Raw genomic sequence first — 20,148 nt, forward strand, 5'->3', positions numbered from 1 at the left:
ACAGTACGAGCCACCACTGACAATCACCGGTTCCGGCGGATCATCCCCTTATTCTGACGGCATGTCAGATGACGAGTCCTACGAACTGCTCGGGTTCGACAACGTGCTGCTGCCGGTCGGCAACCTCGGTGAGGCCCTCCGGTTCTACGAGCGGGCCGGGTTCACGGTCGGGTTCCGGCTCGACGAGGCCGGGATCGCGCTGCTGAAGGTCGGGGGCGAGACGCCGGGCATCCTGCTGCGGCAGGAGGAGGAGTTGAGGCATCGGACGCCGCCGTGGCCCTCCCCGCACGTATGGCTGGAGGTGCCGGACGCGCGGGCGGCGGCGCGGGCGCTGACCGACGCGGGCATCGCACCGCTCGACGCGGCGTTCCCGGTGGCCACCGGCTGGACCGTCGAGATGGCCGACCCCTGGGGGAACGTCATCGGGTTCACGGACTACTCCAAGCGGCCGGAGCTCGGGCGCAGGCCATGAAACAGGCGTGGCGCAGGCGCGATGCAGGCCCGACGAAGGCGTGACGCAGCCCTCACTCAACCGAGTTGAACATGTTCAAAGCAGAGGTCTAGAGTCTTCCTCGTCAGCATTTTGAACGTGTTCAGAAGGGGGAGGGCAATGGACCGCACGGTCATCGCCTACGTCATCTACCTGGTCGTCAGCATCGCGCTGACCATCTGGGTGGCCCGCACTCTCAGCCGTAACGGACGGATCTTCCTCGCCGACGTGCTGCGCGGGAACGAGAAGCTCGCGGACGCCGTGAACCACCTGCTGGTGGTCGGCTTCTACCTCGTCAACCTCGGCTTCGTCGCGCTGTACCTGAGCGACGACGGGACCGTCCTCGACACCCGCGGCATCTTCGAGGCCCTGTCGACCAAGCTCGGGGTGGTGCTGCTGGTGCTCGGCGTGATGCACCTGGGCAACGTCTACGTGCTCAACAAGATCCGGCGGCGCGGGGTGATGGAGCGGGAGCAGATGCCGCCGGTCGCCCCGCAGGACTGGGTCGCCCCGTCGGCCGGGGCGTGAACGACGTGACCGGCGTGACGGACGACGCCGTCGCCGTCGGCGGGCTGGGCCCCTCGCGCCCCGGGCCCGCCGCGGTCCGTCGACTGACCGTCCTCTACGACGCGCAGTGCTCCCTGTGCACGTTCCTGCGCGACTGGCTCGTACGGCAGCCGCAGTTGGTGCCGTTGGAGCTGATCCAGGCCGGGTCGGACGAGGCACGGCGGCGCTACCCCGGCCTCGACCACGGCGCCACCCTCGAAGAGATCACCATCGTCGGCGACGCCGGGCAGGTCTACCGGGGCACCGCCGCCTGGATCGTCACCCTGTGGGCCCTGCGCGAGCACCGCCCGCTCGCGCATCGCCTCAGCACTCCGTCGGGGGCACGCCTCGCCAAGGGGGCCGTACTCGCCGCCGCCAAGTGGCGCGGGGCGCAGCGGGACGGGGCACAGCAGGGCGGAGCGCGAGGGGGCGGCCGGGTCTATCAGCACGTGGACGGGTGGTCGTACGACCCGCATCAGGGCTGGACGTACACACCGCCAGGCTGCGACAGCGGCACCTGCGCCACGGGGTGAGACGGGGCCAAGAAGGTCCCGGGGCCAAGAAGGTGCCCGGGTCAAGAGGGCCCAACCCGTCCTGAACTGCTCGATTTCGGGCCCCAGTTTTGGCATGCGCCCTTCCAAAACGGTGCTCGGGTTGGCACGCTGCCTCCCGGTTCTCCACTCCGCACTCGCATCGACTGTCTGTCAGCCTGGCGGCCCACCGGTCGCCCGGTCCCCCCATCGCAGAAGGAGTACGCGTGAGAGGCATACCCGGCGTCACCCGTATACCCCGCCCCCTCCTCGGCGCCCTGGTCGGCGTCACCGCACTGCTCACCGCGGGCGCCCTGGCCACGCCCGCGAGCGCCGCGCCGAGGTCCGACACCTCGACCGCCGTCAGCGCGGTCTCGGCCGGCGCACAACAGCAGGCCCGTGACTTCTGGACGTCGGAGCGGATGCGCGAGGCGACCCCGCTCGACCTGGTGACCGTCAACGGTCACGTCGACGGCGGCTCGGCGCCCCTCAAGGGTCCAGCGACCACCGTCGCACCCAGCAGCCCGGCCGCGGAGGTCGGCAAGGCCCTCTCCGACATCGGCCTGCTGGCCTTCCCGAACACCGGCGGCCAGTGGAGCGGCGGCGGTGCGGTCGTCTCCACGGCGGGGCGGGTGTTCTTCAGCTACCAGGGGCGTACGGCGTCCTGTTCCGGCAACGCCGTCACCAGCGCCAACAAGAGCACCGTGATCACGGCGGGCCACTGCGTGAAGCTGGAGGGCGCCTGGCACACCAACTGGGTCTTCGTGCCCGGCTACCACGACGGACAGGCCCCCTACGGCCGGTGGACCGCGTCGAAGACCCTGTCCACACCGCAGTGGACGGCGAGCGAGGACATTAACTACGACGTCGGCGCCGCCGTCGTCGCCCCGCTGGACGGCAAGCTGCTCACGGACGTCGTCGGCGGGCAGGGGCTGGCCTTCAACACCGGCTACAACCTGCGCATGTACTCCTTCGGCTTCCCGGCCGCCGCTCCGTACGACGGCGAGAAGTTCATCTACTGCAGCGGCACCACCGACCGCGACTTCCTGCTGTCGAACGACCACGGTATGAACTGCAACATGACCGGCGGCTCCAGCGGCGGCCCCTGGTTCACGCAGTTCAACGAGTCCACGGGCACCGGCCTGCTGTCCTCGGTGAACAGCTTCAAGTACAACTTCCTGCCGAACCGGATGTACGGCCCGTACTTCGGCGCCGACGCCCAGAACCTGTACCAGGCGGCGCAGACCTCCTGACGTCCGACCGAAACACCACTCGTTAGGCTCTCGTCCCGTGCCCTCGAAGAACGACAGCCCTGAACAGGGCGACGCGCCCAGCAAGTCCGAGCAGACCCGCGCGCTGATCCTGGAGACCGCCATGCGGCTGTTCCAGGAGCGCGGCTACGACAAGACGACCATGCGGGCGATCGCCCAGGAGGCCGGGGTCTCCGTCGGCAACGCGTACTACTACTTCGAGGGCAAGGAACACCTGATCCAGGGCTTCTACGACCGGATCGCCACCGAGCACAAGGTGGCGATCCGGGACGTCCTGGCCCGGGAGACCGACCTGGAGGCGCGGCTCGCCGGCGTCCTCAGGGCGTGGCTGGACATCGCCACGCCGTACCACGAGTTCGCGGTGCAGTTCTTCAAGAACGCCGCCGATCCCGCGAGCCCCCTCAGCCCCTTCTCCGCCGAGTCGGAGCACGCGCGCGTGGAGGCCATCAACATCCATCGCCAGGTGCTGGCGGGCGCGACGAAGACCAAGGTGCCCGAGGAACTCCGCGACCTGCTGCCCGAGATGATGTGGCTCGCCCAGATGGGGCTCGTCCTGTACTGGGTCTACGACCGGACCGAGGGGCGTGAGCGCAGTTACCGGCTCGCCGAGCGGAGCGCCCGGCTGACCGCGCGGGGCGTCTCGCTGGCGCGGTTCCGGGTGCTGCGGCCGTTGGTGCGCGAGGTGCACGACCTGTTCACGGACTTCCTGCCGGGGATGACGAACGCGGTGCCGGACCCGGCGAAGGAGAAGAAGGAGAAGAAGGATAAGGCGGGCAAAACCGAAGGCTAGACGGGCACGGAAAGGGCGCCCGCCGAGGACCGACGAGCGCCCCTGAAACACCGTTCAACCGCCTTCAGTTGACGGCGTCCACCTCACCCTCGGCCGGCTCGCCCTCCGCCAGCTCTACGTCGTACACAAGCGGCCCGTCCGTCACGACCACCTGCCCCGCCCGGGACCCGTACGACGCCGCGGTCGTCGCCAGCAGATACGTCCCCGACGCCGGAACCGAGACGATGTACGAGCCGTCGGCCAGGGACGTCACGCGGTCCAGCTGACGCCCGCCCTTCGTCAGCAGCGTCACCGCCGCGCCCTCGACCGGCTCACCGTCCGCGGTGCGTATGAAGCCGTGGACGACGGAGGCCCGGCCCGCCACGACCGGCTCCTCCTCGGCCACCGGCGCCTCCTCCTTCGGCTCGACCGCCAGATGCGGCAGCCGACTCTCCAGCCAGTTGGGCAGCCACCAGTTCGAGTTACCGAGCATGTGCATCGCGGCCGGCACCAGGGCCGTACGCAGGATGAAGGCGTCCAGGGCGACGGCCGCCGCGAGGCCGATGCCCGCCATCGCGCCCTCCATGTCGCCGCTGAGCACGAACGCGCTGAACACGCAGATCATGATCAGGGCGGCGGAGTTGATGACCCGGCTGGTCTCCGCGAGGCCGACGCGGACGGCGCGCGCGTTGTCGCGCGTGTGCACCCACTCCTCGTGCATCCGGCTCACCAGGAACACCTGGTAGTCCATGGAAAGGCCGAACAGCAGGGACAGCATGATGACGGGCAGGAAGGACGTGATCGGGCCCTCCTTGCCGACGCCGATGAGCTCGGTGCCCCAGCCCCACTGGAAGATCGCCACCAGGACACCGAAGGACGCGGCGGCCGCGATGAGGTTCATCAGGGCGGCCGTCAACGGCACCACCAGCGAACGGAACGCCACCAGCAGGAGCAGGAAGCCGAGCGCGATGATCGTCGCGACGAAGTACGGCAGGCGCTCGCCGGTCACCGCCGCGAAGTCCTTGAAGACCGCCGTCACACCGCCGACATGGGCCTCGGCACCCGACTGCGGGATCACGTCGTCGCGCAGCCGGTCGATCAGCTGGTCCGTCTGCTCGGACTGGGGCGACGTGTCCGGCACGACCTGGATGACCGTCACGCCGTTCGCGGGCGGGACGGCGGCCACCTGGGCGACCCCCTCGGTCGACCGGATGCCGTCGACCAGACCGGCGGGGGCATCGCCCTCGACGACCACCTGGAGCGGGCCGTTGAAGCCGGGCCCGAAGCCCTCGGCGAGCAGGTCGTAGGCCTGCCGGGTCGTGGTCGACTCCTGGTGGTTGCCCTGGTCGGTGGCGCCGAGGCGGATCGACAGCACGGGGATCGCGAGGACCGCCATGACTACGAGGGCCAGCGCCGCGACCGGGCGCGGGCGCCTTTGGACGTACGACGACCAGCGCGCCGCCAGTCCGCTCGCCTCCGCCGGCTCCGGTCCCGCCGCGGCGAGCCGGCGCCGCTGCCGGCGGCTGAGCACCCGTATGCCGAGCAGGCCTAGGAGGGCGGGCAGCAGGGTGATCGCGGCCAGCACGCTCAGCACGACCGTGAGCGAGGTCGCGACGACCACGCCGTCCAGGAACCGCATATTCATCACCAGCATTCCGGCGAGCGCGATACACACGGTGCCGCCCGCGAACAGCACCGCGCGGCCGGAGGTGTTGAGGGCGGTCACGGCCGCCTCCTCCGGCTTCATCCCGCGCAGGATGCCGCGCCGGTGCCGGGTGACGATGAACAGAGCGTAGTCGATGCCGACGCCGAGGCCGATCAACGAGCCGAGCAGCGGGGCCACTTCGGGTACGTCCGTGACGTGGCTCATCAGCATCGTCGCGATCATGCCGGTGCCGACGCCCGCGATCGCCACGACGATCGGCAGCAGCATCGCGAAGAGCGAGCCGAAGGCGAGGAACAGCACGACTGCCGCCGCGAGGATGCCGACCGCTTCCGCGATGCCCTGCGGCGGCTCCTGGGTGCGGGCGATGGCCTGACCGCCCAGCTCGACCTGCAGCCCGCCCCGTTCGGCGGCCTGTGCCGTGTCGACGACGTCCTCGGCCAGGTCTATCGGGACGGCGTTCGCCTGCTCGGTGAACGTGATCTGGGCGTACGCGATCCGCCCGTCCCGGCTGATCTGCGCGGCTCCTTGTGCCGCGTACGGGTCGGTGACCTCGCCGACCCCCTTCATCCGCCCGATCTCCTCGAGCGCGGGCTCGATCCGGGACCGTACGGACTCGTCACGTACCGATCCGTCGTCCACCTTCCACACCACCGTGTCGGTGTCGCCCGCGCGCTCCGGGAAGGCCTTCTCCATCAGGTCATACGCCGTCGTGGAGTCCGTGTTCGGGAGGGAGAAGACGTTCGCGTAGTTCGTGCCGGCGGCCGAACTCGCCGCGCCCAGGCCGAACACTGCCCCCACCCACAGCAACAGGACCACCAGCCGGTGCCGATAGCACCACCGTGCCAATGCCGCCACGCTCAACGCTCCTTATTCGGTTCGGTTGGTCCCCCAGGTCCTGGGCAACAGGATTGGCGGCGGCACGCGTGCGTGGCAGGCGGCGGCCATGACTCTCAAGGAACTCCAAAGCGGCGAACCCGACCGACTGTCAGTGGCCCCGCCGATACTGGGGGCATGACGACGGCTTACGGCACCGTGCTGGTCGTGGAGGACGAGGAGAGCATCGCGGACGTCCTCGCGATCGCCCTGCGCTACCACCGCTTCGAGGTCATGATCGCGGGCACGGTCCGCGAGGCGCTCGCCCTCTCCGAGCGCACCCGGCCCGACGTGGCGCTGCTCGACGTCATGCTCCCGGACGGCGACGGCCGCGCCCTCGGCCGTGAACTGCGCGAGCGCCGCCCCGACCTGGCTCTGGTCTTCCTCACCGCACGCGACTCGCCCGCCGAGATCGTCGGCGCCCTCGGCTTCGGCGACGACTACATCACCAAGCCGTTCGACGTCGACGTGGTCATCGCCCGCATCACGGCCGTACTGCGCCGCACCCGCCCGGCCGACGTCCTGCCGCAGCGGCCACCCCTCAGATACGGCGACCTGGAGCTGGACGAGACGACGTACTCGGTGCGCCGCGCGGGCCGTACCGTCGAACTCACCCCGACCGAGTACGCCCTGCTGCGTTTCCTGGTGCGCAACGGCGGCCGGATCGTGCCCAAGGAGCAACTCCTGCGCCACGTCTGGCAGTACGAGCACACCCCGCCCGAGTCGACCGTCGTGGAGACCTACATCAGCTATCTGCGACGCAAGCTGGACGCCCTGGGACCGCCGGTGATCACCACACGGCGGGGCGTCGGATACGGGCTGGCATGAGGATCCCCGGGTTCTTCGGCGCCCCCCGCCACCACGGCATCCACTCGCTGCGCGGCAAACTGACGCTGGCGAACGTGGCCCTGCTGGCCGTCGGCATCGTCGTCGCGACCGCCGTCAGTCTGATGACCGCGCGGTTCTACCTGCTCGACAAGGTCGACACCGAACTGAAGAACGCCCGCACCACCTTGGGGAACGCCGGATTCACGCTCCGGCAGATCGAGTCGCTCAGCGAACTGGGCATCGCGCTGGACAAGTTCACCGGCGGCAAAGCCACGGACACGGACCCGCTGCCGAGCCCGACCATGGTGTACGTCGCGGTCGACGCCGCAGGAAAGCCGGTGGCCCTCGGCCCGCTGAAGCCGACCCCTCGCCAGCACGCCCTCGCCGCGGCCGCGAAGAACCCGGTCGCCCTCGCCGCCGACGAGGAGCCACGGGACGTACGGGTCGAAGGTGACCGCCACCGGATGGTCGGCGCGCGGCTGTCGGACGGCACCGTCGTACTGATCGCCATGCCGACCGAGGGCCTGCACGAGGGCATGGGCAAGGCACTGAGGATGGATTTCGCCGTCGGCACCCTGCTGCTGGCCCTGCTCGGCTGTCTGACGATGTTCAGCGTGCGCCGGCGGATGCGGCCGCTGGAGGACATGGTGGAGACCTCGTCGGCGATCGCCGAGGGCGATCTGACCCGGCGCGTCCCCTCCAACCGGGACCCGACCCTGGAGGTCGAACAGCTCCGGGTCGCCCTCAACTCCATGCTCCACCAGGTGGAGTCGGCCTACCGCACGCGCGAGCGCAGCGCCGCCCAGCTGCGCCAGTTCGTCGGCGACGCCTCGCACGAGCTGCGCACCCCGCTGTCCGCGATACGCGGCTACCTCCAGCTGTACGACAAGGGGATGCTCACCGACCCGGCCGAGCGCAGACGGGCCTGGGACCGGATGAACGGCGAGGTCGACCGCATGGGCCGCCTCGTCGACGAGCTACTGACCCTCGCCCGTCTCGACCAGCGGCCGGAACTGCGCCTGCGCAACGTCGACTTGAGCCGTCTGATGCGCGAGGCCGCCGAAGATCTGCGGGTGCAGCAGCCCGGACGGCCCATCACGGTCGGCGCCGACGGCGCGCTGCTCGTGCACGCCGACGAGTCGGGACTGCGCCAGGTGCTGGGCAATCTGCTGAGCAACGTCCGCACGCACACGGCGACCGATGTGCCGGTGCGGCTCGGGGTGGAGCGGGCGAACGGGGTCGTACGGCTGTGTGTCGAGGACAAGGGGCCGGGGCTGTGCGCGGAGGACGCGGCGCGCGTCTTCGACCGGTTCTTCCGGGCCGGCGGGGGTGCGGGCAGCGGGCTCGGGATGGCGATCGTGCAGGGGGTGGTTCAGGCGCACGGCGGGGAGGTCGCGGTGCGGACGGCGCCGGGTGAGGGGCTGGCGGTGACGGTGACGCTGCCGTCGCGGTGATGCCACCGACGGGGGGCGCCTTCACGGTCGCAAAACTTTGCCGCGTCTCATGGGTTGGCGTGGGCGAGGATCAGCACCCACACCGTCTTTCCGTGCCGGCCCCGGCTCCACACTCCCCACGCCGCGGCCAGGTTCTCGACCAGATGCAGGCCGCGGCCGGTCTCCTCCCACTCCCCCACCAGCCGTAACCGAGGCTCGAGTTGCCCCTCGTCCGACACCTCGATCAGGCAGGAGCCGTCGGCGAGCGCGGTCACGGCGACCTCGAACTCGCGCTCCTGGAGAGGGCCGTGGCGTACCACGTTGGTGGCCAGCTCGGAGACGAGCAGCACCGCGTCCTCCAGTGCCGGATCACGTGGTCCATGCCCCCAGTCGGCCAGGTGGTCCCGGACCCGGTGCCGCGCGAGACCGACGGACGCCGGGTGCCGGGGCAGCCGGAAGGCGTTGCGTCTCAACACGTTTGCTCCTCACCCCGCGCACACCTCCGTCACATGGTGCAGCGCCGAGTGCCTCCCCGGCATCACCGCATGTCATGTCAAGGCAGCGAGATCGCGTCAGATCCAGGGGAGGCGCGCAGATCGAGGTGAGGCTTTGGATCCAGGTGAGGCGCCAGAGCCGGAAGACACCGGTGCCGTCCGACAGATACTGGCCACCTCCGACGTCCTCGCTGGTGACGACGTACTCCTTGGCCTGCCACAGCGGGATCACCGGGACGTCGCGGGCGACGGCCTCCTGCAGCGAGCGGAAGTCCCGGCCGGCCTCGCTGTGGTCGGCGTACTGCTGGCTGGACGTGATCAGCCGGTCGACGGTCTTGTTGCTGTACCCGGTGTTCATGGTGCCGTTGGTGCCGTTGGTGCCGACGAGCGGGCCACCGTAGGTGTCCGGGTCGGGGAAGTCGGCGACCCAGCCGACGGCGTACGCGTCGAGCGTGCCGCTCGCCCAGCGCTTTTGGAAGTCGGTCCACTCTTAACCCTTGACGGTCACCTTGAACAGGCCGCTCGCCTCCAGTTGCCGCTGATCTCCGCGGCCTCCGCGCCTCCGGAGCCGCGGCCGGTGGCGTAGACACCGTGGCGGCCAGCTTCTCGCGGTCGATCAGCCAGGCCATGGCCTGCCGGACCCGGACGTCGTGCAGGGGCGAACCCGCGCGGGTGTCGAAGTAGAGGTTGCGGATCTCGGAGCTGTCGGCCTCGGAGACGCGCTGGCCCGGATGCCGGCGAGGACCTCGGGCGGCAGCGTGCGGGTGGCGACGTCGATCCGCTTCTCCTTCCGGGCGCTGTCGAGGGCGTCCGCGTCGGCGTAGTAACGCAGTTCGACGGGTCGGCCGGTGTCCTTGAGGGCTCCCTTGTAGTGCGAGTCGGGCTCGAGGACGGCCTTCTTGCCGCTCGTGTACGCGGTCAGGGTGTACGGGGCCCGTCAGGCCTGACGGGACGCCAGCTCGATCACCGTGATGTCCGACGGGGCGCCCACACGCGTCGGCGGACCCCAGGCGCCCGCGCCCCGGCTGACGTACAGCTGGGTGTCGCCGTAGCGCTCCAGGCCGGCCAGGGTCGGGTTGGCCAGGCCCGCAACGAGGTTGCCGGGCCAGAGCTGGCCGCCGTGTGTATGGCCGGAGAGCTGGAGGTCGACGCCGTGGTCCACGGCGTCGTGAATCTGCACCGGCTGGTGGGCGAGGAGCACACACGCGCGTGCCGTGTCCCGGTCGCCGAGGGCCTTGGCGAAGTCGGGGCCCTGGCCCTCGCTCTCGCCCGCGACGTCGTTGACACCGGCCAGGTCGAAGTGGGGCAACTCGGTGCGCGCGTTCTCCAGCGGGCGCAGGCCCAGGCGGCGTACCTCGTCCACCCACTGCTCGGCGCCCGAGAAGTACTCGTGGTTGCCGGTGACGAAGAACGCGCCATGTCTCGCCCGGAGTTGGGCGAGCGGGGCCGCCGCCGGGCCGAGGTCCTTCACGCTGCCGTCCACCAGGTCGCCGACCACCGCGATGAGGTCGGGCTGGGTGCCGTTGATCGTGTCGACGACCTTCTGGGCGAAGCCCCGGCCCAGGACCGGTCCGAGGTGGATGTCGCTGACGACCGCGATCCGGTAACCGTGCGCCGCGCGCGGCAGCTTGGACAGCGGGACGGTGACCCGCTTCACCTTCGGACCGCGCAGCACGTCATAGGTGCCGTAGCCTACGGTTCCCACGGCGGCCGCGGCGGCGGCACCGGCGACGACTCGGGAGACGAAGAGGCGGCGGGTGGGGACGGCGAGGGGGCGCGAGGGGTCCGTGGAATCCGGGGCGGGGGTCGGGTCGGTCGTGTTCGTCGCAGCCGGGCCGGTCGTACCTGCCGGAGCGGGGGCGGACGCGGGCGGGAGCGTCTGGGTCTCGGCCGACTTGGTGGCGGGGGTCGCGGCGGGCGTCGTGGCGAGTGCCGTGCCCGCCGACGCTCCCGCCGGCACGAGCTCCCGCTGCTCCGCCACGGCTTCCCCGGCGCGCGCCCGCCGTTCGACCCACCGCCGCAGCAGCGGTCGTACGACCTCACCCGCCAGCACACCCAGCAGCAGGTATATCGACAGGGCCAGCCACAGGAAGCCCGGCCAGGCCAGGATCTGCTGGAGCAGGAAGGGCGCGCCCGCGCGCTCGGCGACGAGGGCACCGACCGTCAGCGCCCAGCCGCCGGCGATCACCACCACGCCCGCGCGGCGCACGAACCCGGGGCCGCGGGTCGTGTCGCGGAAAAGGCGGCGCCACACGAACCAGTTGCCCGCCACCAGGGCGGACAACACGAGCAGTGCGACAAGCGCGAAGACGATGACCACGCCGACGTTCCCTTTCCCTTGCGTGCTGATTGAACGCCCGGGGCACCGACCGAGTTCCTATGACGTCCGGCGCAGTGCGCGCACTCCGCGCAACCCGATGACCCCGACGACCGTCCCCAATACGAAGGAGACGACGGCGAGCAGCAGGTGCACCCAGAAGTACGCCGTCGGGTGACCGTCGTCGAACGCGAGCCCGCTGCTGTCCTTGATCAGGTTTTTGACGAAAGTGACCCAGATGACCCAGCTCCACACCCCGAAGGCGAGCAGGAACCAGGAGACGGGGCGGCTGAGCTTCATACGTTCAGTATCACCTTCGCGTGTCCGGTTCCCCGAGCGGGGTGGGGACAGAAGCGGGACTTCCATGGCAACGGCATGTACGTTCTCGGTCGTGCCCGCACCTTCCAAGAAGACCGCCAGGCGAGCCCTGCTGGTCACCTCAGCCGTCGTGTCGTCCCTCGCGCTGACCGCGCCCGTCTCCCAGGCGGCTCCGAAGCCGTCACCGAGTACGAGCCCCTCGGCCACTCCCCCGCCGAACATGTCGACCGTGGGCGGCGAGCGGCTGGGGCAGCCCGGTACCCAGGTGAACCTCGCGAGCGGCGTCCCCGTCCTGCCCAAGGACCTGACCGCCCGTTCCTGGGTCGTCGCCGACGCCGAGTCCGGCCAGGTGCTCGCGGCGCACAATGCGCACTGGCGGCTGGCGCCCGCGAGCACCATGAAGATGCTGTTCGCCGACACGGTGCTGCCGAAGTTCCCGAAGACCATGGAGCACAAGGTCGTCCCGTCCGACCTCGCGGACATCGGGTCCGGCTCCAGCATGGTCGGGATAAAGGAAGGCGAGACGTACTCCGTCCACGACCTGTGGCTCGGCGTCTTCCTGCGCTCCGGCAACGACGCCGTGCACGTCCTGTCGAAGATGAACGGCGGCATCAACAACACCGTCAAGGAGATGAACGAGCACGCCGAGGAGCTCCAGGCCCTCGACACGCACGCGGTGTCCCCCGACGGCTACGACGCTCCGCGCCAGGTCTCGTCGGCGTACGACCTCACCCTGATCGCCCGCTCCGGGCTGCAGAAGAAGGACTTCCGCGAGTACTGCTCGACCGTCTCCGCGAAGTTCCCGGGCGAGACGAAGAAGAACAAGAAGGGCAAGTCCGTCCGGGGGTCCTTCGAGATCCAGAACACCAACCGGCTGCTGAGCGGCGACTCCGACATCTCCGTCTACCAGGGCATCGCCGGCGTCAAGAACGGCAACACCACCAACGCCGGCGCCACCTTCACCGGCGTGGCCGAGCGGGGCGGCAAGGTGCTGCTCGTCACGGTCATGAACCCGGAGAAGAGCGAGCACAACGAGGTCTACAAGGAGACCGCGAGGCTCTTCGACTGGGGTTTCCAGGCGGCCGGCAAGGTGCAGCCGGTGGGTGAGCTGGTGCCGCCGAAGAGCGCGACGCAGGCCGGCGCGCAGCCGGGTGCGAACGACTCCGGGGAAGCCGGTGGCGCCGGGAAGGCGGAGAAGTCCGCGAAGCCGGCAGTGGGCGCCTCGGCCGCGAGCGGCTCGACCGGCATCGGGGTCGCGCTCGGGATCACCGGCGGGGTGCTGGTGCTGCTCGCGGCGGGCGCGTTCCTGATCAACCGCCGGTGGCCGCTGCCCGACCTGGTGCGCCGCCGGAGCCGCCCCTGACCCCGGGCTTCTCGGGTACACCTGGCTCCTCGGGTACACCTGGCTTCGACGGTACCCCGGGCTGCTCGGCCTCGCCCGCGCCGTCGGACTCGCCTGACGCCGGCTCCGCGGAATCGCCGGACTCCGTGGTCACGTCGGCGAGTTCCACCTCCTTGCCCTGCGTCGCCGTCCAGGCGGCGCAGAACACCACCAGTTTCGCGGTGAAGTTGATCCACAGCAGCAGGGCGACCGGCACGCCGAACGCGCCGTACATGCTCTTCGTGGCCACGCCCTGCATATAGCCGCTCAGCAGCAGCTTCAGCAGTTCGAACCCGACCGCGCCGATCAGCGCGGCCACCATCAGCCGGCGGCGCGGCGGTTCGACGCCGGGCAGCAGGGTCAGGACGTACAGCAGAAGCAGGAAGTTGGCGAGTACGGCGACGAGGAACGCGGCGATCTGCAGCAGGACCCCGCCCCAGCCGCCCTCGTCGATGCCGAGCTGCCGGGTGATCCAGCCGACCATGGCGGAAGCGACGGCCGAGGCGGCGAGCGTGACGAGCACGGCTCCGCCCAGGCCGACCAGGACACCCGCGTCCTTGGCCTTGCGCAGGAGGGGGTTCTCCTCGTCGTCGGGCAGCTCCCACACCGCACGCAGGCACTCGCGCATGGAGCCGACCCAGCCGATGCCGGTGAGCAGCAGGAGGGCGCCGGCGATGAGGCCGACGGTGCCGGCGTTCTGGACCAGGGCGTCGATGTTGAGCTGGTCGGAGATGCCGGGCACCTGCTCGGCGATCTTGTCCTCCAGCTTGTCCTGCTGCTCCGTGCCGAGCGTCGCGGCGGCGATCGCGGCGGCCACGGTGAACAACGGAAACAGCGCGACGAAACTGGTGAACGTCATCGCGGCGGCCAGCCGTGTCCACTTCACCCGGTCCATGCGCTCGTACGACCGCCACGCGTGCGTGGTCATCAGCCGGGCCACCATCGGCCCGACGCCGGGGAGTTTCTTCAGCCAGTCCATGATCCAACTCTGCCCGCCGTACGGAAGACCAATGTCCGAGTGCCCCAGAACCGCAGGACTGTAGCCAGCGCCATCCCGATTCCTGCCCCGGAGACGGTGTCCGCGCGCTGCGAGGTGAGGCCGAGGCCGTAGTGACTCACGGCGAGACACAGAAGCTGTACGACCGCGCCGGCGATGTTCACCACGAAGAAGACGGCGTAGGGGCGCAGGCCTTTGGGGTGGGTGTGGCGGTAGGTGCCGAGTGCGTTCCCGGCGTAGGCGACCGTGCAGCCGGCGACGAAGGAGAGGGCCTTGGCGGTGAGGGGGTCCAGGTCGGCGGGGCCGCGCAGGCAGGTGAAGAGGGCGAGGTCCACGGCGTAGGCGAGGAGACCGACGGCGGCGAAGCCGAGGAGTTCGCGTCGGTCGCCCCACGCACGCGTGCCTACCAATTGGCCACCGCCAGCCCGTACATCGCCAGCCACGCCACGCCGATGACGGCGAGTGCGCGGTCGTGCAGGACGACGTCCTCGGGTTCGCCCGCCGTGCCGCGGTCGGCGAAGACGGCGTAGCGCAGGATCGCGAGGATGAAGGCGACCATGGACAGCTGGCGCCAGGGCAGCACGCCGGTGTGCGGGACGCCGCCCTCCTCCAGGGCCCACAAGCAGTACGCGAGGACGGCGACCCCGGCCGCCAACTGCCAGACGAAGCGCAGATAGCCGGTGGTGTACTCGGTGAGCAACGCGCGCGTGGCTCCCGCCTTCCCGGCCATCTGCACGGCTTCGGAGTACCGCTTGGCCGACACCATGAACAGCGCCCCGAACCCGGTCGTGATGAGGAACCAGCGCGACAGCGGGATGCCGAGTGCGAGCCCGCCGACCATCGCCCGCATCAGGAACCCGGTCGTGACGACGACGAGGTCGACGACCAGGACGTGCTTGAGGCTGACGCAGTACGCCAGTTGCATGCCGAGGTACGCCGTGAGCACGACCGCGACGGCGGGCGAGGTCAGCCAGGCCGCGGCGGCCGGCGCGAGGACGGCGAGGGCGCCTCCGACGGCGTACGCGACGGGCACGGGGACCTGTCCGGCGGCGACCGGACGGTGGCGCTTGGTGGGGTGCGCGCGGTCCGCTTCGGCGTCGCGGGCGTCGTTGATCAGATAGACGGCGGCGGCACAGGCGGTGAAGAGGGCGAAGACGAGCGCGAGTTGGGCCAGGGCGCGGGTCGAGAAGAGTTCGCCGGCGGCGGCGGGAGCGGCGATGACCAGGATGTTCTTGACCCACTGCTTGGGGCGCGCGGTTTTGATGAGGCCTTTCGCAAGCGCGCGGAGGCCACCTTCGCGGGGTGGTGGTGCGGCCTGTCGCGTGGGCGTGCGCTGCTCGTGGAGCATCGCTTCCCTGGTGCGCGCGGCACTCGTGAGGGGCGCTGCTTCAGTCATGGCTGCTCCCTCCTCATCCAGCCCGCCCCGACGCAGGCCGTGAGCGCCCCCAGGGCCGCGCCCGCCGCCACGTCCGAGGGGTAGTGCACGCCGACGACCAGGCGTGACACGCACATCGCGGCGGCGAGCGGCGGGATCACGTACGCGCCGAGCGCGCCGTAGGCGACGGCGGCTGCCGCGGCGGAGGTCGCGTGGGAGCTCGGGAAGGAGTGCCAGCCGGCGGTGTGCACGAGGGGCGTGACATGCGCCGGACGCGGGCGGCGCACCACCCTTTTCACCCCCATGCTGACGAGGTGCGCGCCCGCGGTGAGCGCCGTGCCGCGCAACCAGGCGCCGCGTCGGCCACCGTCCACGGCGGCCCCGGCGAGGCCCGCCGCCAGCCACAGCGCGCCGTGCTCGCCGGCCCAGGACAGGGCGCGCGCGGCGGTGGCGACGCGTGGGTCGCGGCCGCGGGCATGGACCGCCGAAAGGATTCGGCGGTCCATGCTCCGGGCGGTTCGTCGGTCCGCGCCCCCCAGGCTTCGGTGGTTCATGTCGTCGAGGCGGTCCATGTGGACTCACTGTTCACGCCCACACCATCAGAACTACGAAAATATTGAGCGACATCCCATTAATCACCCATTTTGGGGAGGGGAGAATGTTTCAGAACTAATCGCTCATATAGGGGCGCTACGGTCGCCGACATGCCTGCCGACACCGTCTCCGTCACGGGATGGGGCCGCACCGCCCCCACCACCGCCCGTCTGATCCGCCCACGGACGTACGAGGAGGCCGCGGCAGCCGTTCGGGGCTGTGGGGCCCGCGGGGGCATCCCGAGGGGCCTGGGGCGGGCGTACGGGGACGCGGCGCAGAACGCCGGGGGCGCGGTGCTCGACATGACGAGCCTGGACCGCATCCACGCGATCGACGCCGACGGCGGCACCGTGCTGTGCGACGCGGGTGTCTCCCTGCACCGGCTGATGGAGGTGCTGCTGCCGCTCGGATGGTTCGTGCCGGTGACGCCCGGCACCCGCTATGTGACGGTCGGCGGCGCGGTGGGCGCCGACATCCACGGCAAGAACCACCACGTCTCGGGCTCCTTCTCCCGCCACGTGCTGTCCTTGGAACTCCTCACCGCCGACGGCGAGATCCACACCGTCCGCCGCGGCACGCCTCTGTTCGACGCCACCACCGGCGGCATGGGCCTGACCGGCGTGATCCTGACCGCGACAGTCCAACTCCAGCCGGTGGAGACCTCGCTGATGTCGGTCGACACGGAGCGCGCGCGGGACCTCGACGACCTGATGGCACGTCTGGTCGCCACCGACGACCATTACCGCTACTCGGTCGCGTGGATCGACCTGCTGGCACGCGGCCCGGCGACGGGCCGCGCGGTGCTCACGCGTGGCGACCACGCGCCCGTGGAGGCACTGCGCGAAGGCACGCGCGCGCGCAGAGAGCCGCTCGCCTTCCGTCCCTCCCGTCTGCCCGCCGCGCCCGCCTTCCTTCCGGAAGGACTGCTGAGCCGCCGTACGGTCGGCTGGTTCAACGAGCTCTGGTACCGCAAGGCTCCACGCGCGCGTACCGGCGAACTGCAAAAGCTCTCCGCCTTCTTCCACCCGCTGGACGGCGTCCCCCACTGGAACCGGATCTACGGCCGGGGCGGCTTCGTGCAGTACCAGTTCGCCGTCGGACACGGCCAGGAGGACGCCCTGCGCCGGATCGTGCGGCGCATCTCCGAGCACCGCTGCCCGTCCTTCCTGGCCGTCCTCAAGCGCTTCGGAGACGCCGACCCCGGCTGGCTCTCCTTCCCCGTCCCCGGCTGGACGCTGGCCCTGGACATCCCGGCCGGCCTGCCCGGCCTCGCCGCCCTCCTCGACGAGCTGGACGAGGAGGTGGCCGGGGCAGGCGGGCGCGTCTACCTCGCCAAGGACTCCCGGCTGCGGCCCGAACTGCTCGCCGCGATGTACCCCCGCCTGGACGACTTCCGCGCGTTGCGCGCGGAGCTCGACCCGCGCGGGGTGTTCGTGTCGGACCTGGGCCGCCGTCTCGGCCTCTAGAAACCGGCTGGAACACGGCTTTAACCCGCCCACTACCCCGAACCCGACCAGTAACCCCGCATCGGATCTCTCGGACTCTCAGATCTCTCTAGGAGCTGTAGTGAAGGACGCCTTCGGCCTCCCCCAGTCCCTGCTCGTCCTCGGCGGTACGTCCGAGATCGCGCTGGCCACCGCACGCCGCCTGATCGCGCGCCGTACCCGCACGGTCTGGCTGGCGGGCCGCCCGTCACCCACCCTGGAGCAGTCCGCGGCCGATCTGCGCGCCCTGGGGGCCGCCGTGCACACCGTGGCCTTCGACGCGCTCGACCCCGAGTCCCACGAGGCGGTGCTCGGCAAGGTCTTCGCGGAGGGCGACGTCGACATGGTGCTCCTCGCCTTCGGAGTTCTCGGCGACCAGGCGCGCGACGAGCGCGAGCCGCTGAACGCGGTACGCGTGGCCCAGACCAACTACACGGGCGCCGTGTCGGCGAGCCTGGTCAGCGCCGGCACCCTCCAGTCCCAGGGCCACGGCTCGCTGGTCGTCCTGTCCTCCGTAGCCGGTGAGCGGGCCCGCCGCGCCAACTTCATCTACGGCTCCAGCAAGGCCGGCCTCGACGCCTTCACCCAGGGGCTGGGCGACGCACTGCACGGCACCGGCGTGCACGTCATGGTCGTACGCCCCGGATTCGTACGGTCGAAGATGACCAACGGTCTGGAGGAAGCGCCCCTCGCGACCACTCCGGAGGCGGTCGCGACGGCCATCGAAGTGGGCCTGCGCCGACGCTCGGAGACGGTGTGGGTGCCAGGCGCGCTCAGGGTGGTGATGTCAGCCCTGCGGCACGCGCCGCGGGCACTGTTCCGCCGGTTGCCGCTCTAGGTCGCAGTTCGGCAGCGCCCCAAAGGGGCGCGGGGCTGTATCGATATGCGGCTCCGCCGCGCGGGCGCGACCAGCCACGACGCACCCGCAGACAAACAAGAACACGTCGCGGCAGGCACCCCCTCGCGCCCACCCAGCGGAGCTAACTCGCGGAAATCGACCCGCGCTCCACATGGCCCGCCTGCGGCGGAACCACCGTGGTCCCGAAGGTGAAGTCCCTCAGCTTGCGCCACACGCCGTCGGCACCCTGTTCGTAGAGGGCGAAGCCGGTGCAGGGCCACTCGGCCCCGTAGTCGGCCAGCTCCTCGAAGGCACGGTCCATCGACTCCTCGTCGATTCCGTGCGCGACCGTGACATGCGGGTGGTACGGGAACTGCAGTTCGCGCGCCACGGGCCCGGAGGCGTCGCGGACCTGCTTCTGCAGCCAGGTGCAGACCTCGGCGCCCTCGACGACCTGGACGAAGACGACCGGCGAGAGGGGCCGGAAGGTGCCGGTGCCGGACAGCCGCATCGGGAAGGCACGACCGGTGGCCGCGACCTCGAAGAGATGGTCCTCGATCGCGGGCAGCAGCGAGGCGTCGACCTCTGTCGGCGGCAGCAGTGTGACGTGCGTGGGGATGCCGTGAGCCGCGGCGTCGCCGAAGCCCGCGCGCCGCTCCTGGAGCAGGCTGCCGTGAGGCTCCGGGACCGCGATCGACACGCCGATCGTTACGGTCCCCACGTCGTCTCCTGTCGTCTGTTGGTGAGCGTGAGCGGCCGCCGTGGCAGCCACTCGGCTATCGACTGTACGGCTACGGCCGTGCTGCGGGCAGGCGCAACCGTAGTGATATGCAGCGCTGTACGGGCTCAGTGCTTCGCGGGCAGGAAACCCACCCTGGCGTACGCCTGGGAGAGCGTCTCCGCGGCGACTGCGCGCGCCTTCTCCGCGCCCTTGGCCAGGATCGAGTCCAGCGTCTCTGGGTCGTCCAGATACTGCTGGGTGCGCTCCCGGAAGGGCGTCACGAACTCGACCATGACCTCGGCGAGGTCCGTCTTGAGCGCACCGTAGCCCTTGCCGTCGTACTTCTGCTCCAGTTCCGCGATTCCCGTCCCCGTGAGGGTCGAGTAGATGCTGAGCAGGTTGCTGATGCCCGGCTTGTTCTCGACGTCGTAGCGGATGACGGTCTCGGTGTCGGTGACCGCGCTCTTGACCTTCTTGGCGGTGGTCTTGGGCTCGTCGAGAAGGTTGATGAGGCCCTTCGGCGTGGACGCCGACTTGCTCATCTTGATCGACGGGTCCTGGAGGTCGTAGATCTTCGCCGTCTCCTTGAGGATGTACGGCTTCGGGACGGTGAAGGTCGGGCCGAAGCGGCCGTTGAAGCGCTCGGCGAGGTCGCGCGTGAGCTCGATGTGCTGGCGCTGGTCCTCGCCGACCGGCACCTCGTTGGCCTGGTACAGCAGGATGTCCGCGACCTGCAGGATCGGGTACGTGAACAGGCCGACCGACGCCCGCTCGGCGCCCTGCTTGGCGGACTTGTCCTTGAACTGGGTCATGCGGGACGCCTCACCGAAGCCGGTGAAGCAGTTCATGACCCAGGCGAGCTGGGCGTGCTCGGGGACGTGGCTCTGGACGAAGAGCGTGCAGCGCTCGGGGTCGAGTCCGGCGGCGAGGAGCTGTGCGGCGGCCAGGCGGGTGTTGGCGCGCAGCTCCTTCGGGTCCTGCGGGACCGTGATCGCGTGCAGGTCGACGACCATGTAGAACGCGTCGTGGGTCTCCTGCAGCGCCACCCACTGGCGGACGGCGCCGAGGTAGTTGCCGAGGTGGAACGAGCCTGCGGTGGGCTGGATTCCGGAGAGCACGCGGGGTCGATCAGAGGACATGCCCACCATTCTCTCAGGTGTCGGGGGCCGATCCGGAACCGCTCGGAAACAGATGTGACACAGGTGGGAACCGATCCGGTCCGA

The 20,148-nt window shown here is 70.4% G+C and carries 20 protein-coding genes and 1 pseudogene; 10 read left to right on the forward strand and 11 right to left on the reverse strand.

Translation table 11 applies throughout. The features are described 5' to 3' along the window. Window positions 1-61 precede the first annotated feature (61 nt). From ADL12_RS14540 to ADL12_RS14560, 5 genes are all read left to right on the forward strand, one after another. A complete protein-coding gene (locus ADL12_RS14540) occupies window positions 62-472 on the forward strand; it encodes a VOC family protein (protein ID WP_062702353.1) in 411 nt (136 codons plus the stop codon). 138 nt (window positions 473-610) lie between these two features. Beyond that, entirely contained in the window at window positions 611-1,018 is a 408-nt protein-coding gene (locus tag ADL12_RS14545; RefSeq protein WP_062702355.1) for a hypothetical protein, read from the forward strand. A 14-nt stretch (window positions 1,019-1,032) separates the two neighbouring features. Further along, the gene (locus tag ADL12_RS14550; protein ID WP_425265099.1) at window positions 1,033-1,569 is read left to right on the forward strand and encodes a thiol-disulfide oxidoreductase DCC family protein; all 537 of its coding nucleotides are present in this window, start codon (window positions 1,033-1,035) and stop codon (window positions 1,567-1,569) included. Between the two features lie 224 nt (window positions 1,570-1,793). After that, window positions 1,794-2,819 (forward strand): trypsin-like serine peptidase, encoded by a 1,026-nt coding sequence (locus tag ADL12_RS14555; RefSeq protein ID WP_062702357.1) that lies wholly within the window; start codon window positions 1,794-1,796, stop codon window positions 2,817-2,819. 37 nt (window positions 2,820-2,856) lie between these two features. Further along, the gene (locus tag ADL12_RS14560; protein WP_062702359.1) at window positions 2,857-3,627 is read left to right on the forward strand and encodes a TetR/AcrR family transcriptional regulator; all 771 of its coding nucleotides are present in this window, start codon (window positions 2,857-2,859) and stop codon (window positions 3,625-3,627) included. Window positions 3,628-3,691: 64 nt separating this feature from the next. Here ADL12_RS14560 and ADL12_RS14565 read toward each other — a convergent pair whose 3' ends face one another. Beyond that, window positions 3,692-6,118, reverse strand: a complete 2,427-nt coding sequence (locus tag ADL12_RS14565) for an MMPL family transporter (protein WP_062702530.1) — start codon at window positions 6,116-6,118, stop codon at window positions 3,692-3,694. 165 nt (window positions 6,119-6,283) lie between these two features. On the opposite strand from ADL12_RS14565, the gene ADL12_RS14570 reads away from it, so the two are divergent. Together ADL12_RS14570 and ADL12_RS14575 are read left to right on the forward strand one after the other, a co-directional pair. Continuing rightward, window positions 6,284-6,973 (forward strand): response regulator transcription factor, encoded by a 690-nt coding sequence (locus ADL12_RS14570; protein ID WP_062702361.1) that lies wholly within the window; start codon window positions 6,284-6,286, stop codon window positions 6,971-6,973. After that, window positions 6,970-8,427 carry a sensor histidine kinase gene (locus ADL12_RS14575; protein WP_062702363.1) on the forward strand — a complete coding sequence of 486 codons (1,458 nt, stop codon included), beginning with the start codon at window positions 6,970-6,972 and terminating at the stop codon, window positions 8,425-8,427. The genes ADL12_RS14570 and ADL12_RS14575 overlap by 4 nt, the downstream gene beginning before the upstream one ends. A 47-nt stretch (window positions 8,428-8,474) precedes the next feature. On the opposite strand, the gene ADL12_RS14580 is transcribed toward ADL12_RS14575, so the two are convergent. From ADL12_RS14580 to ADL12_RS14595, 4 genes and pseudogenes are all read right to left on the reverse strand, one after another. Further along, window positions 8,475-8,882: an ATP-binding protein gene (locus ADL12_RS14580; protein ID WP_062702365.1), complete on the reverse strand. Its 408-nt coding sequence runs from the start codon at window positions 8,880-8,882 to the stop codon at window positions 8,475-8,477. A 136-nt stretch (window positions 8,883-9,018) separates the two neighbouring features. Next, a pseudogene (locus tag ADL12_RS56445) lies at window positions 9,019-9,831 on the reverse strand (ABC transporter substrate-binding protein); the annotation flags it as partial. Window positions 9,832-9,837: 6 nt separating this feature from the next. Beyond that, window positions 9,838-11,220 carry a metallophosphoesterase gene (locus ADL12_RS14590; protein WP_062702370.1) on the reverse strand — a complete coding sequence of 461 codons (1,383 nt, stop codon included), beginning with the start codon at window positions 11,218-11,220 and terminating at the stop codon, window positions 9,838-9,840. Window positions 11,221-11,277: 57 nt separating this feature from the next. Next, entirely contained in the window at window positions 11,278-11,517 is a 240-nt protein-coding gene (locus ADL12_RS14595) for an SCO4848 family membrane protein (RefSeq protein ID WP_062702372.1), read from the reverse strand. 91 nt (window positions 11,518-11,608) lie between these two features. Here ADL12_RS14595 and ADL12_RS14600 point away from each other — a divergent pair, with 91 nt between their 5' ends. Beyond that, window positions 11,609-12,898: a D-alanyl-D-alanine carboxypeptidase family protein gene (locus ADL12_RS14600; RefSeq protein WP_062702374.1), complete on the forward strand. Its 1,290-nt coding sequence runs from the start codon at window positions 11,609-11,611 to the stop codon at window positions 12,896-12,898. Here ADL12_RS14600 and ADL12_RS14605 read toward each other — a convergent pair. Genes ADL12_RS14605 through ADL12_RS14620 form a run of 4 tightly spaced genes read right to left on the reverse strand, consistent with a single transcriptional unit; the run spans window position 12,846 to window position 15,860 of the window. Beyond that, a complete protein-coding gene (locus tag ADL12_RS14605) occupies window positions 12,846-13,895 on the reverse strand; it encodes a YihY/virulence factor BrkB family protein (protein WP_062702376.1) in 1,050 nt (349 codons plus the stop codon). The two genes, ADL12_RS14600 and ADL12_RS14605, sit on opposite strands and share 53 nt — an antisense overlap. Next, complete coding sequence (locus ADL12_RS14610; protein ID WP_062702378.1) at window positions 13,883-14,323, reverse strand: GtrA family protein; 441 nt, start codon at window positions 14,321-14,323, stop codon at window positions 13,883-13,885. Before ADL12_RS14610 ends, ADL12_RS14605 begins: the two co-directional genes overlap by 13 nt. Then, window positions 14,317-15,309, reverse strand: coding sequence for a decaprenyl-phosphate phosphoribosyltransferase (locus ADL12_RS14615; protein ID WP_062702380.1), 993 nt, complete (start codon window positions 15,307-15,309; stop codon window positions 14,317-14,319). The genes ADL12_RS14610 and ADL12_RS14615 overlap by 7 nt, the downstream gene beginning before the upstream one ends. Then, window positions 15,306-15,860 carry a phosphatase PAP2 family protein gene (locus ADL12_RS14620; RefSeq protein ID WP_079052046.1) on the reverse strand — a complete coding sequence of 185 codons (555 nt, stop codon included), beginning with the start codon at window positions 15,858-15,860 and terminating at the stop codon, window positions 15,306-15,308. The genes ADL12_RS14615 and ADL12_RS14620 overlap by 4 nt, the downstream gene beginning before the upstream one ends. Window positions 15,861-15,992: 132 nt before the next feature. On the opposite strand from ADL12_RS14620, the gene dprE1 reads away from it, so the two are divergent. Together dprE1 and dprE2 are read left to right on the forward strand one after the other, a co-directional pair. Then, a complete protein-coding gene (gene dprE1 / locus ADL12_RS14625; RefSeq protein WP_062702382.1) occupies window positions 15,993-17,348 on the forward strand; it encodes a decaprenylphosphoryl-beta-D-ribose oxidase in 1,356 nt (451 codons plus the stop codon). A 100-nt stretch (window positions 17,349-17,448) separates the two neighbouring features. Continuing rightward, a complete protein-coding gene (dprE2, locus tag ADL12_RS14630) occupies window positions 17,449-18,204 on the forward strand; it encodes a decaprenylphospho-beta-D-erythro-pentofuranosid-2-ulose 2-reductase (protein ID WP_062702384.1) in 756 nt (251 codons plus the stop codon). 142 nt (window positions 18,205-18,346) lie between these two features. Here the strand turns inward: dprE2 and ADL12_RS14635 are convergent, their stop codons facing one another. Further along, on the reverse strand, window positions 18,347-18,925 hold the full coding sequence (locus ADL12_RS14635; RefSeq protein WP_062702386.1) for a 2'-5' RNA ligase family protein: 579 nt from the start codon (window positions 18,923-18,925) through the stop codon (window positions 18,347-18,349). A gap of 125 nt (window positions 18,926-19,050) precedes the next feature. Then, window positions 19,051-20,064 carry a tryptophan--tRNA ligase gene (trpS, locus tag ADL12_RS14640; protein WP_062702533.1) on the reverse strand — a complete coding sequence of 338 codons (1,014 nt, stop codon included), beginning with the start codon at window positions 20,062-20,064 and terminating at the stop codon, window positions 19,051-19,053. Window positions 20,065-20,148: the final 84 nt, after the last annotated feature.

This window comes from Streptomyces regalis (genome assembly GCF_001509475.1).
Lineage (GTDB): Bacteria > Actinomycetota > Actinomycetes > Streptomycetales > Streptomycetaceae > Streptomyces > Streptomyces regalis.

Coding starts and splice junctions, on each gene's coding strand:
- trpS (WP_062702533.1), bottom strand. CDS start 20,064: ATGTCCTCTGATCGACCCCGCGTGCTCTCCGGAATCCAGCCCACCGCA.
- ADL12_RS14620 (WP_079052046.1), bottom strand. CDS start 15,860: ATGGACCGCCTCGACGACATGAACCACCGAAGCCTGGGGGGCGCGGAC.
- ADL12_RS14605 (WP_062702376.1), bottom strand. CDS start 13,895: ATGGACTGGCTGAAGAAACTCCCCGGCGTCGGGCCGATGGTGGCCCGG.
- ADL12_RS14615 (WP_062702380.1), bottom strand. CDS start 15,309: ATGACTGAAGCAGCGCCCCTCACGAGTGCCGCGCGCACCAGGGAAGCG.
- dprE1 (WP_062702382.1), top strand. CDS start 15,993: ATGCCTGCCGACACCGTCTCCGTCACGGGATGGGGCCGCACCGCCCCC.
- ADL12_RS14545 (WP_062702355.1), top strand. CDS start 611: ATGGACCGCACGGTCATCGCCTACGTCATCTACCTGGTCGTCAGCATC.
- ADL12_RS14575 (WP_062702363.1), top strand. CDS start 6,970: ATGAGGATCCCCGGGTTCTTCGGCGCCCCCCGCCACCACGGCATCCAC.
- ADL12_RS14540 (WP_062702353.1), top strand. CDS start 62: ATGTCAGATGACGAGTCCTACGAACTGCTCGGGTTCGACAACGTGCTG.
- ADL12_RS14570 (WP_062702361.1), top strand. CDS start 6,284: ATGACGACGGCTTACGGCACCGTGCTGGTCGTGGAGGACGAGGAGAGC.
- ADL12_RS14595 (WP_062702372.1), bottom strand. CDS start 11,517: ATGAAGCTCAGCCGCCCCGTCTCCTGGTTCCTGCTCGCCTTCGGGGTG.